At 74.4% G+C, this 13,571-nt stretch carries 15 protein-coding genes; 10 read left to right on the top strand and 5 right to left on the bottom strand.

Annotated elements, in window-relative coordinates; genetic code table 11:
- The first annotated feature begins 15 nt into the window (after nt 1-15).
- The 3 genes from ACFSJS_RS21275 to ACFSJS_RS21265 all read left to right on the top strand — a co-directional run bounded on the left by ACFSJS_RS21275 (nt 16) and on the right by ACFSJS_RS21265 (nt 2,969).
- Nucleotides 16-1,356 (top strand): sensor histidine kinase, encoded by a 1,341-nt coding sequence (locus tag ACFSJS_RS21275; protein ID WP_380902792.1) that lies wholly within the window; start codon nt 16-18, stop codon nt 1,354-1,356.
- Between the two features lie 454 nt (nt 1,357-1,810).
- On the top strand, nt 1,811-2,110 hold the full coding sequence (locus ACFSJS_RS21270; RefSeq protein ID WP_093662716.1) for a DUF4193 domain-containing protein: 300 nt from the start codon (nt 1,811-1,813) through the stop codon (nt 2,108-2,110).
- A gap of 73 nt (nt 2,111-2,183) precedes the next feature.
- Nucleotides 2,184-2,969, top strand: a complete 786-nt coding sequence (locus tag ACFSJS_RS21265; protein WP_380902790.1) for a hypothetical protein — start codon at nt 2,184-2,186, stop codon at nt 2,967-2,969.
- A 96-nt stretch (nt 2,970-3,065) separates the two neighbouring features.
- Here the strand turns inward: ACFSJS_RS21265 and ACFSJS_RS21260 are convergent, their stop codons facing one another.
- Nucleotides 3,066-3,521: a DUF3093 domain-containing protein gene (locus ACFSJS_RS21260; RefSeq protein WP_380902788.1), complete on the bottom strand. Its 456-nt coding sequence runs from the start codon at nt 3,519-3,521 to the stop codon at nt 3,066-3,068.
- A 58-nt stretch (nt 3,522-3,579) separates the two neighbouring features.
- On the opposite strand from ACFSJS_RS21260, the gene ACFSJS_RS21255 reads away from it, so the two are divergent.
- The 6 genes from ACFSJS_RS21255 to ACFSJS_RS21230 all read left to right on the top strand — a co-directional run bounded on the left by ACFSJS_RS21255 (nt 3,580) and on the right by ACFSJS_RS21230 (nt 7,642).
- Nucleotides 3,580-4,164, top strand: a complete 585-nt coding sequence (locus ACFSJS_RS21255) for a PaaI family thioesterase (RefSeq protein WP_380902786.1) — start codon at nt 3,580-3,582, stop codon at nt 4,162-4,164.
- Complete coding sequence (gene dut, locus ACFSJS_RS21250) at nt 4,161-4,712, top strand: dUTP diphosphatase (RefSeq protein ID WP_380902784.1); 552 nt, start codon at nt 4,161-4,163, stop codon at nt 4,710-4,712. Before ACFSJS_RS21255 ends, dut begins: the two co-directional genes overlap by 4 nt.
- Before the next feature lies 1 nt (nt 4,713).
- Nucleotides 4,714-5,493, top strand: a complete 780-nt coding sequence (locus ACFSJS_RS21245) for a DUF3710 domain-containing protein (protein WP_380902782.1) — start codon at nt 4,714-4,716, stop codon at nt 5,491-5,493.
- Between the two features lie 117 nt (nt 5,494-5,610).
- Nucleotides 5,611-6,321, top strand: coding sequence for an ABC transporter ATP-binding protein (locus ACFSJS_RS21240; protein ID WP_380902780.1), 711 nt, complete (start codon nt 5,611-5,613; stop codon nt 6,319-6,321).
- A 133-nt stretch (nt 6,322-6,454) separates the two neighbouring features.
- Complete coding sequence (locus ACFSJS_RS21235) at nt 6,455-6,865, top strand: OB-fold nucleic acid binding domain-containing protein (protein ID WP_380902778.1); 411 nt, start codon at nt 6,455-6,457, stop codon at nt 6,863-6,865.
- A gap of 3 nt (nt 6,866-6,868) precedes the next feature.
- Nucleotides 6,869-7,642, top strand: a complete 774-nt coding sequence (locus tag ACFSJS_RS21230) for a DUF3159 domain-containing protein (RefSeq protein WP_380902776.1) — start codon at nt 6,869-6,871, stop codon at nt 7,640-7,642.
- A 96-nt stretch (nt 7,643-7,738) separates the two neighbouring features.
- Here the strand turns inward: ACFSJS_RS21230 and ACFSJS_RS21225 are convergent, their stop codons facing one another.
- From ACFSJS_RS21225 to ACFSJS_RS21215, 3 genes are all read right to left on the bottom strand, one after another.
- Complete coding sequence (locus ACFSJS_RS21225) at nt 7,739-8,425, bottom strand: potassium channel family protein (protein WP_380902774.1); 687 nt, start codon at nt 8,423-8,425, stop codon at nt 7,739-7,741.
- A gap of 49 nt (nt 8,426-8,474) precedes the next feature.
- Nucleotides 8,475-9,143, bottom strand: coding sequence for a potassium channel family protein (locus ACFSJS_RS21220; protein ID WP_380902772.1), 669 nt, complete (start codon nt 9,141-9,143; stop codon nt 8,475-8,477).
- Between the two features lie 110 nt (nt 9,144-9,253).
- On the bottom strand, nt 9,254-11,410 hold the full coding sequence (locus ACFSJS_RS21215; protein WP_380902770.1) for an MMPL family transporter: 2,157 nt from the start codon (nt 11,408-11,410) through the stop codon (nt 9,254-9,256).
- Between the two features lie 99 nt (nt 11,411-11,509).
- On the opposite strand from ACFSJS_RS21215, the gene ACFSJS_RS21210 reads away from it, so the two are divergent.
- The gene (locus ACFSJS_RS21210; protein ID WP_380902768.1) at nt 11,510-12,031 is read left to right on the top strand and encodes a MarR family winged helix-turn-helix transcriptional regulator; all 522 of its coding nucleotides are present in this window, start codon (nt 11,510-11,512) and stop codon (nt 12,029-12,031) included.
- On the opposite strand, the gene ACFSJS_RS21205 is transcribed toward ACFSJS_RS21210, so the two are convergent.
- Nucleotides 11,916-13,562: an SDR family oxidoreductase gene (locus ACFSJS_RS21205; protein WP_380902766.1), complete on the bottom strand. Its 1,647-nt coding sequence runs from the start codon at nt 13,560-13,562 to the stop codon at nt 11,916-11,918. The genes ACFSJS_RS21210 and ACFSJS_RS21205 overlap by 116 nt on opposite strands.
- Nucleotides 13,563-13,571: the final 9 nt, after the last annotated feature.

The following is a 13,571-nucleotide window of genomic DNA, read 5'->3' as shown; positions in this document are numbered from 1 at the left end:
TCCCGAGAGCCGTCGATGACACCCAGCACACCCGGCACCCCCAGCACACCCGGCACCCCCGGCACTCCCGGCACACCGGGGGCCACCGGCACGCCCGCGCCCCCCGGCCACCCGCCCCCGCCGTCTCCCGCGGCACCTCCCAAGCCCACCTGGGACCCCTTCCAGCCGGGCCGCTCCCACCCCTGGCTGCGGCCCACCATCCGCATACGGCTGACCCTGCTGTACGGCGGGATGTTCCTCATCGCCGGCATCGTGCTGCTGACGATCATCTACCTGCTGGCGGCCCAGGCCCTGAAGGACGGCAGCCACCTGCCCTTCCAGATCGTGGGGGTGCGGGACCAGACCACCGACGCCGTCTGCCGGCTGCCCGGCAGGGCCGGCGGTGAGCTGACCACCTCGGAGCTGACCGCGGCCGTCCAGCAGTGCATGGAGAACCAGCGGCGCCTCGCCCTGGACGTGCTGCTGCAGCGCTCGCTGCTGGCGCTGCTGGGCCTGGCGGTGGCCGCCTTCGCCTTCGGCTACGTCATGGCGGGACGGGTGCTGGCGCCGCTGGAGCGCATCACGCGCACCGCCCAGCGGGTCGCCGGCTCCGACCTGCACCGCCGGATCGAGCTGGACGGGCCGGACGACGAGCTGAAGGAGCTGGCCGACACCTTCGACCAGATGCTGGACCGGCTGGACCGGGCGTTCACCGCCCAGCAGCGGTTCGTGGCCAACGCCTCGCACGAGCTGCGCACCCCGCTGGCGATCAACCGCACCCTGCTGGAGGTCCAGCTCTCCGACCCCGACGCCTCGCCCGAGCTGGTCCAGCTCGGCAAGACCCTGCTGGCCACGAACGAGCGCAGCGAGCAACTGGTCGAGGGGCTGCTGCTGCTCGCCCGCAGTGAGAACGAGATCGTCGACCGCAAGCCCGTCGACCTGGCCGAGGTCGCCGCCCAGGCGCTGGAGCAGGCGCGCGGCGAGGCCCGGGAGCGGGAGGTGGAGCTGCGCGGCGTGCGGCGGCCGGTGTACGTGCAGGGCAACGGGGTGCTGCTGGAGCGGGTCGCGCTCAACCTGGTGCAGAACGCCGTGCGCTACAACGTCCCCGGGGAGGGCTGGGTGTCGGTCGAGACCCGGGTCCGGCAGGGGATGGCGGAACTGGTGGTGGAGAACACCGGGCCGATGGTCCCCGCCTACGAGGTGGACAACCTCTTCGAGCCCTTCAGGAGGCTGCGTACCGAGCGCACCGGCAGCGACAAGGGCGTCGGCCTGGGACTGTCGATCGTGCGCTCGGTGGTGCGCGCCCACGGCGGGATGGTCATGGCCGCCCCCCGCGAGGAGGGCGGACTGCTGGTGCGGGTCGCGCTGCCGGTGTGAACGGGCCGGCCGCCGGGCCGTGCGGTGCCCCGGGACCGGGTCCCGAGGGGCTCTGCCGGGCAGCGTGGAACACCTCACAGCCGGGGTTCTTTATGGGGAGAAAAACGGGAATAACTCCCGTTGAGGAGCTGTTGTGATCGATCACACACGCGATTTTTCGGCCATGTGCGATCGCCGGTGCCAATGCCGGTGGAAAATGCCAGAAAATCCATGTTTTCGCAGGTCGTGAACGTGGAAGAGGGGGGAGGCGGTGTTCGCGAAGTGTGACATTCCGGCCGCCGTCCGCCCCGGTCGACGGCCGACTCGATCACCCCATCAGGGGCGCGGTTGGGTGTCGATTGAGTAACAGGGCTTGAAGTGAGGCAAAATCTCCGCCTCGGGTCGGGCACAAGTCCGGCCCCTCGCGCGTTACGTGCGCTGGAGACACCGCAGACACCCAGAGGGGGAGAGCGACATGGCAACCGACTACGACACCCCACGCAAGACCGACGACGACGTCAACGAGGACAGCATCGAGGAGCTGAAGGCCCGCAGGAACGACAAGTCCGCCTCGACCGTCGACGTCGACGAGTTCGAGCAGGCCGAGGGACTGGAGCTGCCGGGCGCGGACCTCTCCAACGAGGAGCTGTCCGTGCGGGTGCTGCCCCGGCAGGCCGACGAGTTCACCTGCATGAGCTGCTTCCTGGTCCACCACCGCTCGCAGCTGGCGGCGGAGAAGAACGGTCACCCCATCTGCCGCGACTGCGCGGCCTGAGCCGGGGCGCCCGTCGATGGCGGCCGAAGAGAAACACGACGCCGAGCGAGGTCGCGGCCAGGAGGCCTCGCTCGTGCCCGCACCCCGATCCGCGCCCGCAGCCGCCCTCGGCCGCGGGCTGCGGCGGCTCCGCACGCGCCGTGAGGAGGGCGGCGGCACCGGGCGCGGGCCGCGCGAGCGCGGCACCGTCAGGGCGTTCCTGGGAGTGGTGGCCGACCGCATCGTCGACATCGCCCCCAGGATCCCCGTACGGGACCTGGCCACGCTCCGCCGGCAGTTCCCCGGCCTGGGGCCGGAGGAGATAGCCGACCGGCTGGTCTCCGGCGCCCTCAAGGGCAGCGCCACCGTCGGCGCCGGGGTGGGCGCCTCGGCGATGCTGCCCGTGCCCCCCGCGATGCCCGCCGAGCTGGCGGCCGAGGTCGTCGGGGTGGCCGCGGTGGAGATCAAGCTCATCGCCGAACTCCACGAGGTCTACGGCCTGCGCCCGCCCGGTACCGTCCGGGAGCGGGCCGCCGCCTACCTGACCTCCTGGTCCCAGGAGCGCGGCGTGGAACTGGCCGTGCCCGCGACGTTCAGCGCCGCGTTCGGCAGCCAGATGAAGCGGCAGCTGCGCCAGACCCTCCTCAAGCGCACGATGCGCAACCTCCCCAACCTCACGCCGTTCATGATCGGCGCGGTGGTGGGCGCGGCGATGAACCGCCGTGACACCCGGAAGCTGGCGGAGAAGATCCGCACCGACCTCCGGGGACGGCAGGTCTCCTGGGACGCCCTCCCGGCCGGCGAGCCCGGCGACGGGGAGGCCGGAGCCGCCGGGGCCCTTCCCCCCGCCGGGCGCCGTGCCCCGGAGTCCGGGGACTGACCCGAGGGACGACGGGAGCGGCCGGGCGTCCCCCCTCCGCCCGCGCTCCTCGCCGGCCCGCGGTGTGCGGAGCCGCCGGGCCCGCCCGGTGCCCCGCTACCGGCGGGCCGCCTCCAGGGCGTCCGCCAGGGCCCGGGGCCGCCGCGTGGACAGGTACAGGTACGGGGTGGGGTCCTGCGGGTCGGCGACCTCGACGCGCACCGCCGTGGGCACGTAGCCCCGCAGCAGCATGTACGCGCGCGGGTCGGCGCGGTGGGTGCGCCAGGCCAGCGCCTCCTGCGCCTCCAGCACCCGCACCTCGCCCAGCGCGGCGAGCGGCACCCGGGCGTCCCCGGCGACCAGCGAGTCGCCCAGCACGCGGATGCGCGCCGAACCGTAGGAGCTGACGGCGGCCGCGGCCAGCGCCGTGCCCACCACCAGACCTCCCAGCAGGGGCAGGACGCCCAGCGGGAAGAGGATCAGGCCCGCGGAGACCCCGATCAGGGCGGCGATCAGCCACCAGGAGCGGGGCGCGGTGAGCCGCTCGTCGTACAGCACGCCAGGGGAGAGCATGGGACCAGCTTGGCACGCCCGGGACCGGCCCCCCGACCCGGCGGTAAGGTCAGCAACCGTGAGTGCGACCGAGACTTCCCTGATCCCGCCGGAGGACGCCGTCCCGCCGGTGCGCCACCCCGACGCCCCCGCGCCCGGCGAGCTCCTGGGCGCCCACTACGCGCAGTGCTTCGGATGCGGCGCCGAGCAACCGCACGGGCTGCACCTGACGGCGCGGGCCGGCGAAGGGGTCAGCGTCACCGCCGAGTTCACCGTCCGCCCCGAGCACCAGGGAGCCCCCGGCCTCGCCCACGGCGGGCTGCTGGCCGCCGCCCTGGACGAGACCCTGGGCTCGCTGAACTGGCTGATGCACACCATCTCGGTCACCGGACGGCTGGAGACCGACTACGTGCGGCCCGTCCCCGTCGGCGCCGTGCTGCACCTGACGGCGCGGGCCGACGCCCGCCACGGGCGCAAGATCTACTGCACCGCCACCGGGCGCATCGGCGGCCCCGGCGGACCGGTGGCCGTCCGCGCCGCCGCCCTCTTCGTCGAGGTGAAGGTCGAGCACTTCGTCGACAACGGCCGCCGGGAGGAGATCGAGGCGGCCATGGCCGACCCCGACACCGTCCGCCGCGCCCGGGCCTTCGAGGTGAACCCGTGAGCCAGGCCGCCCGCCGCCCCGTCGACGTGCTGATCCGCCGCCTCGACCCCGAGGTGCCCCTCCCCTCCTACGCCCACCCCGGCGACGCCGGCTGCGACCTGGTCACCACCGAGGCCGCCGATCTCGCCCCCGGCGAACGCGCCGTCCTGCCCACCGGGGTTTCCATCGCGCTGCCCGACGGGTACGCCGCCTTCGTGCACCCGAGATCCGGTCTGGCCGCCCGCTGCGGGGTCTGCCTCGTGAACGCGCCCGGAACCGTCGATGCCGGGTACCGTGGAGAGATCAGGGTGATCGTGGCCAACCTGGATCCGCGCGAGAACGTGCGGTTCGAGCGGTTCGACCGCATCGCCCAGCTCGTCGTCCAGCAGGTCGAGAGGGTGCGCTTCCACGAGGTGGAGGAGCTGCCCGGCTCGGCGCGAGCGGCGGGGGGCTTCGGCTCCACGGGCGGCCACGCCGCACAGGATCGTGCGGCACGGGAGCGTGCCGCACAGCACAACCATTACGCTGCGGTCGCGGCCGACGAGGCTGCCGACCTGAAGGGACAGTGACGTGTTCGGACGTCGTCGCAAGAAGGAAGCAGGGCCCGAGGGCGCCTCGGACGAGTTCGAGACGGAACGCTCCGACGAGGCCGCCGGCGCGCCGGACGGGTCCGCCGGCGGTGAGCAGACCCGGGTGAAGCTGCCCCCGGCCCCCCGGCCGGACGGCCCCTGGGACGTCAGCGAGCTGCACGCGCCCGGCGAGGGCCGCGTCGACCTCGGCGGGATGTTCGTGCCCGGCGTGCCCGGCATGGAGCTGCGGGTGGAGGTGGCCGGTGACGCCATCGTCGCCGCCACGATCGTGCTGAAGGACAGCGCCATCCAGCTCCAGGCGTTCGCCGCGCCCAAGCGCGAGGGCATCTGGGACGAGGTGCGCGAGGAGATCGCCTCGGGCATCACGCAGAAGGGCGGCATCATCGACGAGGTCGAGGGCCCGCTCGGCTGGGAGCTGCGCGCCCAGGTCCCGGTGAGGCTCCCGGACGGCAACAGCGGCATGCAGGTCGTGCGCTTCGTCGGCGTCGACGGCCCCCGCTGGTTCCTGCGCGGTGTCATCTCCGGCCAGGGAGCGGTCCAGCCGCAGGCCGCCGGGCTGCTGGAGCAGATCTTCCGCGACACGGTCGTGGTGCGCGGCGACGCCCCGATGGCCCCCCGCGACCCGATCGTCCTGAAGCTGCCCAACGACGCCCAGATGGTGCCCGACGGCGTGCAGCAGGAGCAGGCCCAAGAGGGCTCCCGCTTCGCCGGGGGCATCGACAAGCTCCAGCGGGGCCCGGAGATCACCGAGGTCCGCTGACCCGCCGGTTTGCCGGCCCGCCGCGGGGCACCGGGGCGGGCGGCCGTTCCCCGGCGGGGACGTCCGCCGGGGACTAGGCTCGGAGGCGTCCGGAGCGCTCCGGAAGGGGGAGACCTGATGGGTGCCGTGGTCGAGGTCGAGGATCTGCACCACTCCTACGGCCACGGGCCGGAGGCCGTCCCCGTGCTGCGGGGCCTGTCGCTGACCGTCCGGCAGGGCGAACTCGTCGCCGTCACCGGCCGCCCCGGCGCCGGCCGCACCACCCTCCTCGGTCTCGTCGGCGGACTCGACACACCCGTCTCCGGCCGGATCACCGTCGGGGGCGTGCGGCTGGACGGGCTGGGCGAGCAGGAGCGCCTCCGGCTGCGCCGCGACCGCATCGGCGTCGTCTTCCCCTCCCCGGGCCTGCTGCCGGTCCTCACCGTCGCCGAGAACGTCGGTGTGCCGCTGCGGCTGCGCAACGTGCCCGAGGCCGAGCGCGACGAGCGGGTGCACGCCCTGCTGGCCGAGGTCGGCCTCTCCGACGTGGCCGGGCGGCGGCCCGACGGGCTCGGCGACGCCCGGCGCCGGCGCGCCGCGCTCGCCCGCGCCCTGGCCGTCCGCCCCGTGCTCCTCGTCGTCGACGAACCCCCCGTGCTGCTCGGGGCGGACGAGGGCCGGGCCCTGACGGAGCTGCTCCACACCGCCGTGCGGCGGCGGTCGGCCACCGCGCTGGTGGCCACCCGCGACCCGTGGCTGCTGGCCCGCGCCGACCGCGTGCTGGAACTGCGCGACGGGCGGTTGCGCGAGGCCGGGACGGACCTCCGTACCCTGCCCGCCTCCCCGTAGGGTGCCGTTCGCGGGGGCGGGCGGGGGCCCGGGAGGCGTGCGGCCGCGGTCGGCGGCGTGCCTCCTGCCACATCCCCCGATCCGGGCCCCGAAGGGCATTACCCCGGTCGGGGGGCGCGGGTACGCTGGCCACATGAGTGGCGCTACCCGAGTCGAGAGGCAGAGCGGCCGGCTGCGCCGCCTCCTCGGTCGACTCTCGTCCTCGCAGGAGGACCTGCTCTCCGCCGAGCTGCGGCAGGACACCGAGGAGAGCGGCTGCACCCGCATCTGCGACTGCGGCGACCGGCAGATCGTCAAGGTGACCGGTACGCTGCGCACGGTGACGCAGCGTCCCCGTGCCGGTGTGCCCGCACTGGAGGCGGAGCTGTTCGACGGCTCCGCGGCCCTGGACGTGGTGTGGCTGGGCCGCCGCTCCATCGCGGGCATAGAGCCGGGCCGCAGGCTGATCGCCTCCGGACGGATCGCGATGAACCGGGGCCGTCCGGTGCTGTTCAACCCCAAGTACGAACTGCGCCCCATCGGACAGGACAGCGGACAGGAGTAGCGGGTGACCTCTCTCGACAGGCCGGCCGACGGCGGGGACGAGCCCCGGAACGGGGCGGCGGACGGACCCGGGAGCGGGACGTCCGCCCCGACGTTGACGGACAAGGCCCTGATGGAGGCGTTCGGCGGGGTGCGCGGCATGGTGGACACCACCGTGCCCGGGCTGGTCTTCGTCCTGGTCTACACCGTCAGACGGGACCTGCACACGGCGGCCGTCGCCGCGCTCGGGCTGAGCGTGCTGCTCGCCCTGGTCCGCCTGGTGCGCCGCGAGACCCTCAAGCACGCCTTCAGCGGCGTCTTCGGGGTCGCCGTCGGCGCCGTCTTCGCGATGATGTCGGGCGACGCCAAGGACTTCTACCTGCCCGGCATGCTCTACACCCTGGGCCTGGCGGTGGCCTACTGCCTCTCGGCGCTGCTGCGCTTCCCGCTGATCGGGGTGCTGCTGGGGCCGCTGATGCGGGAGAACCTCTCCTGGCGCACCCGCAACCCCGGCCGGCTGAAGGCGTACACCAAGGCCACCTGGGCCTGGGGCCTGATCCTGCTGGGCAAGTCGGCGATCCTGTTCCCCATCTACTTCTGGGGCGACGTCACCCAGCTCGGCTGGGTGAAGGTGGCGCTCGGCATCCCGCCGCTGCTGCTGTGCGTCTACCTCACCTACGTCTTCCTGGCCAAGGCCCCGCCGCCGATCGACGTGATCGCCGAGATGGAGGCCGAGGAGGCCGCCGAGAAGGAGCGCGAGGAAGCACGCAGGGGCGCCGCGGCGCGCACGGAGTCCTGACCCGCCCGCCCGCGGGACGTGCGGCGGGCGGGGGAGCGGCGGGGGCGCGGGGGGCCCGGCCGGGCCCCCGCCCCCGCCACGGGCGGTGAAAGGCCCCTAGGAACGCTCCGGGCCCTCCGGCTCGTGCCGCTCCGACAACAGCTCCTCCAGCTGCTGCTCGCGGGACTGCGCGGCGACGAACAGCAGCTCGTCCCCCGCCTCCAGGGAGTCGTCGGCGCCGGGCGTCAGCACCCGGCTGCCCCGGATTATCGTGACCAGCGCGGTGTCCTCGGGCCACCTCACGTCGCCCACCCGTGTTCCGGCCAGCGCCGACTCCGGCGGCAGGGTGAGCTCCACCAGGTTGGCGTCGCCCTGGCTGAACCGCAGCAGCCGCACCAGATCGCCGACGCTGACGGCCTCCTCCACCAGCGCGGACATCAGCCGCGGGGTCGAGACGGCCACGTCGACGCCCCAGGACTCGTTGAACAGCCACTCGTTCTTGGGGTTGTTCACCCGCGCCACGACCCGCGGCACGGCGTACTCGGTCTTGCCGAGCAGCGACACCACCAGGTTCACCTTGTCGTCGCCCGTCGCGGCGATCACGACGTTGCAGCGCTGGAGCGCCGCCTCGTCCAGCGAGGTGATCTCGCAGGCGTCGGCCAGCAGCCACTCGGCCTGCGGCACCTGCTCCACCGCGATGGCCGCGGGCGACTTGTCGATCAGCAGCACCTCGTGGCCGTTCTCCAGCAGCTCACCGGCGATGGAGCGCCCCACCGCCCCTGCTCCGGCGATCGCGACCCTCACAGTGCCTCCTCGTGAGCCTCGTGGGCCTGTCCGCCCGCGCGTGTGCCGTTCACCGGTGCTCCCCTTCCGGGCCCCGCGAGAACGCCGCCTCCACGTCGCCGACCTGGTCGCAGCGCATCATCACGTGGACCAGGTCGCCCTCCTGGATCACCGTCTCGGAGGTGGGCAGCATCGCCTCGCCCAGCCTGGTGATGAAGGCGACCCGGGTTCCCGTCTCCTGCTGGAGCCGGCTGATCCGGTGCCCGACCCAGGCGGCGGAGGCCTGCACCTCGGCGAGCTGGACGCCGCCGGTCGGATCCAGCCACAGCGGCTCCGCGCCCGAGGGCAGGAGCCGCCGCAGCATCTGGTCGGCCGTCCAGCGGACGGTGGCGACGGTCGGGATGCCCAGACGCTGGTAGACCTCGGCGCGGCGCGGGTCGTAGATGCGGGCGGCCACGTTCTCCACCCCGAACATCTCGCGTGCCACCCGGGCCGCGATGATGTTGGAGTTGTCGCCGCTGCTGACGGCGGCGAACGCCCCGGCCTCCTCTATCCCCGCCTCGCGCAGGGTGTCCCGGTCGAAGCCGACCCCCTCCACGCGGCGCCCGCCGAAGGCCGACCCCAGCCGGCGGAACGCCGTGGGGTCCCGGTCGATGATGGCCACGGTGTGGCCCCGCTGCTCGAGGGTCTGGGCGAGCGCGGCGCCCACGCGCCCGCACCCCATGATGACGATGTGCATGAGGCCGCTACCCCGTACCTTCCGCTGCCGTTACGACCCGGGACAGCATCGCGCATCATCCTTCCCGCCCCTCTCGGGGGCACCTGCCAGGTGGCCTTCCGGCCGTAACGCTACCCGGCATCCGGCGCGGGGGGCCCCTTCCGGTCCCGTCCGCCGTCCCCGGGTCGCGGCCGCGGCCCGCCGTCGTGCCGGCCCAGCGCGCTCGGCCACCACACCGCCGGGCCGATGTCCCGGGCCAGGGCCGGGACCAGCAGGGAGCGGACGACGACGGTGTCGAGCAGGACGCCGAAGGCGACGATGAAGGCGATCTGGACCAGGAAGGAGAGCGGGATCACCACCAGCGCGGCGAAGGTCGCGGCCAGCACCACGCCGGCGGAGGTGATCACGCCGCCGGTGGCGACCAGCCCCTTGAGCACGCCCAGCCGGGTGCCGTGGCGCCGGGCCTCCTCGCGGACCCGGGTCATCAGGAAGATGTTGTAGTCCACGCCCAGCGCGACCAGGAACACGAAGCCGTACAGCGGGATGGAGGGGTCCGTCCCCCCGAAGCCGAACAGGTGCTCGAAGACGAGGGCGGAGACGCCCAGCGTGGCCAGGAAGTTCAGCGCCACGGTCGCCACCAGCAGCACCGGCATCACCAGCGAGCGCAGCAGGCCGACCAGGATCACCAGGATGATGGCCAGCACCACGGGGATGATCAGCGCCCGGTCCTCCCGGGCGGTGTTCCGGCTGTCGAGCTGCTGGGCGGTGTAGCCGCCGACCCGGGCGTCCGCGCCGTCCACCGCGTGCACCGCCGTGCGCAGCCGCTCCACGGTCCGCAGGGCGGCCTCGGAGTCGCTCGCGTCCGACAGGGTGGCCTGGATGCTCACCCGGCCGTCGACGACCTTGGGTTCGCCTCCGCCGGGACGGCCCGACGCGGTGACGGGCGCGGCCGAGGCGACGCCCTCGGTGCCGGAGGCGGCGGCGGCCACCTGCCCGGCGCGGTCGGCGTCGGCGATGATCACCGCGGGGTTCCCGGACCCGCCGGGGAAGTGCTCGCTCAGCTTCTCCTGGGCGGTGACGGACTGCGCGCCGCCCACGAAGGTCTCGCTCAGCGGCACGCCCTGGGAGGAGAGGGTCGGGAAGAACGCGGCGGCGACCGCCAGGCACACCGCCGAGACCGTCCACACCCGGCGCGGGGAGCGGTCCACCGCGGCGGCGACCCGGCCCCACACGCCGGGTGTCGGTTCCGGGGCGGAGGGGTCGACGGGGGGCTTGGGGCGGGCGGGCCAGTACGCGGCCCGCCCGAGCGCGACGAGCACGGCGGGCAGGAAGGTCAGGGCGCTGAGCATGGCGCAGGCGATGCCGATGGCGCCCACCGGGCCCAGGGCCCGGTTGTTGCGCAGGTCGCTCAGGAGCAGCGCCAGCAGGGCCAGGGCGACGGTGGCACCGCTGGCGGTGATCGCCCCCAGGGAGCGGCGCAGCGCGGCCCGGCCGGCGGCGAAGCGGTCGCCGCGTACGGCGAGTTCCTCGCGGAAGCGGGCGGACAGCAGCAGCCCGTAGTCGGTGGCGGCACCGATGACCAGGATGAACAGGATCCCCTGCACCTGGCCGTCGACCCGCACCACGTCGTCCTCGGCCAGGAAGTAGACGACCGCGCAGGCCAGGGAGAGGGCGAAGACGGAGCCGAGGATGATGGCCAGCGGCAGCAGCACGCTGCGGTAGACCAGGAGCAGGATCAGCAGCACCACGCCCAGCGCGACGGCCAGCAGCAGCCCGTCGATCCCGGCGAACGCCTCGGAGAGGTCGGCCTGGGTGGCGGCGGGTCCGGCGACGTGGGCGGAGGTGCCCTCGACCGCTCCCGCGGCCTCGCGCAGGGAGTCGACCACCTCGGGGAACTCCTCGTCGAGGTCGGGGGAGAGCTGGACGACGCCCTGCAGGGCCCGGCCGTCCTCGGAGGGCACGGCGGGGGAGGGGCGGCCCTCCACGCCCTCGGTGCCGGCCAGCCGGGCCAGGACGGCGCCGGCCTGCTCGCGCTGGGCCCGGCTGATCCCGCCGTCCTCGGCCTCCCACACGATGACGGCGGGAATGGTCTCGGCCTCCTGGAAGGCCTCCTGCTCCCCGATGACCCGCGTGGACTCGGCGCTCTCGGGCAGGAAGGAGGCCTGGTCGTTGACGGCGACCTCGCCGATCTTCCCCGCGTACGAGCCGAAGGCGCCGCCGACCGCCAGCCAGACGGCGATCAGCACGGCGGGCACCAGCCACCGCAGGAAGCGTGGTGTGGACGTCATGGACTCCCCTGGACTGACGAAGGATGCGGCTCCCGCCCGGACGGGCAGAAATCTTTACGGTCGAGAAACTTTACGATCGAGACTGTATATCGTGGGGGAGTGACCACATCGGACGACTCCTCGGGCGAGGCGGCGGAGGACCCCACCGGGCTCCGCGCCTTCGCCGTGCTGCTGCGCCGGCTGAACGGCGAACTCGCACAGGCGACACACGACTTCGCCCGGGCCCAGGGGCTCCACCCCACCGACGTGCGGGCCCTGGCGGAGCTCCTGGACGCCCAGGACGCCGGGCCGGTGACCCCGGGGGCGCTGCGCGAGCGGCTCCGGCTCACCTCCGGCGCGGTCACCGCCTGCCTGGACAGGCTGGAGCGGGCGGGGCACATCCGCCGCGTCCGCGACTCGGCCGACCGCAGGATCGTCCACCTCCACTACGCCCCTCGGGGCCGGGAGGCGGCCCGCGAGCACTTCCGTCCCCTCGCGCAGGCCACCGAGGCCGCCCGGCGGCGTTTCAGCGACGCCGAACTCCGCGCCGCCGCGGCCTTCCTGGCAGCCATGAACGAGGAACTGGCCGCGGTGCGCCACGACCCCGGCGGGAGGACCGCACCCCGGCCCGCGGAGCCGTAGCGGACCCGCCGGCCGGGGCGCCGGCCTCGGCCGCCGAGGCGATGTTGCGCGCCATGCCCCCGAATACCACCGCGTGGAACGGCGAAACGCCCCACCAGTACGCCTGGCCCAGCAGTCCGCGCGGATGGAACACCGCCCGCTGCCGGTAGACGGACCCTCCGGCCGGTCCGGGCGCGACCGCCAGCTCCAGCCAGGCCAGGCCCGGCAGCCGCATCTCGGCCCGCAGCCGCAGCAGCCGGCCCGGCTCGATCTCCTCCACCCGCCAGAAGTCCAGGGAGTCGCCCGCACGCAGCCGCTCGGCGTCCCGCCGCCCCCGGGTCAGCCCCACTCCGCCCACCAGCCGGTCCAGCCGGCCGCGGACCGCCCAGGCCAGGGGGGAGGAGTACCAGCCGTGCTCGCCGCCGATGCCCTCCACCACGCGCCACAGCGCCTCGGGCGGGGCGGCCACCCGGCGTTCGCGCACGTCGGTGTAGAGGCTGCCGCCGGCCCAGCCGGGGTCGGTGGGCAGCGGGTCGCTGGGCGCGCCGGGCACCGACGCGGAGGACCAGCGGGTGGCCACCTCCGCGTTCTTGATCCGCCTGAGGGCCAGCCGCAGCGCCCGGTCCAGGCCCATCGGCCCGCCGGGCGGGTCGGGCACGTACCGGGCGATGTCGTGCCCGGTGCAGACCACCTCGTGCCGCAGCGACTCCGCCAGCGGCCGGGCGATCGCGGCCGGCACCGGGGTGATCAGCCCGATCCAGTGGCTCGACAGCCCCGGCGAGAGCACCGGGACCGGGATGATGACCCGCCTGGGCAGTCCGGCCACCGCGGCGTAGCGCCGCATCATCTCGTGGTACGTCAGCACCTCCGGACCGCCGATGTCGAAGGTCCGGTTCACCTCCGCCGGCAGCCCGGCGCAGCCCACCAGGTAGCGCAGCACGTCGCGGACGGCGATCGGCTGGAGCCGGGTGCGCACCCAGCGCGGGGCGACCATCACCGGCAGCCGCTCGGTCAGGTAGCGCAGGATCTCGAAGGACGCCGACCCCGACCCGATCACCACCGCGGCCCGCAGCGCGGCCGTGGGCACTCCGGACTCCAGCAGCAGCCGCCCCACCTCCGCCCGGGAGCGCAGGTGCGGCGAGAGCTCCTCCTCGGGCACGCCGGCCGGGGTCAGCCCGCCCAGGTAGACGATCCGGCCCACCCCGGCCGCCCGGGCCTGTTCGCCGAAGGCCCTCGCGGCCTCGCGGTCGGCGTCCTCGAAGCCGCGGCCGCCGCCCATGGCGTGCACCAGGTAGTAGGCGACGTCCATCCCCTCCAGGGCGGAACGCACCGACGAGGCGTCCGTCACGTCGCCGCGGACCGCCTCGACCCGTCCGGCCCAGGGGTGGTCGCGCAGCCTGCCGGGGGTGCGGGCCATGCAGCGCACGGTGTGACCGGCCGCCAGCAGCTCGGGCACCAGCCTGCCGCCGATGTAGCCGGTCGCCCCGGTGACCAGGCATTTCAGTGGCCGGCCTGCCGCCGTGCCGTGCCGGGTGCCGTTGCCTTCGCCCATGCGGCCATG

The sequence above is a fragment of the Streptomyces desertarenae genome, from assembly GCF_042681365.1.
GTDB classification, from domain to species: domain Bacteria; phylum Actinomycetota; class Actinomycetes; order Streptomycetales; family Streptomycetaceae; genus Streptomyces; species Streptomyces desertarenae.
Note: the sequence above shows the minus strand (reverse complement) of the source record. Positions and strands in the feature narration are given on the sequence as shown.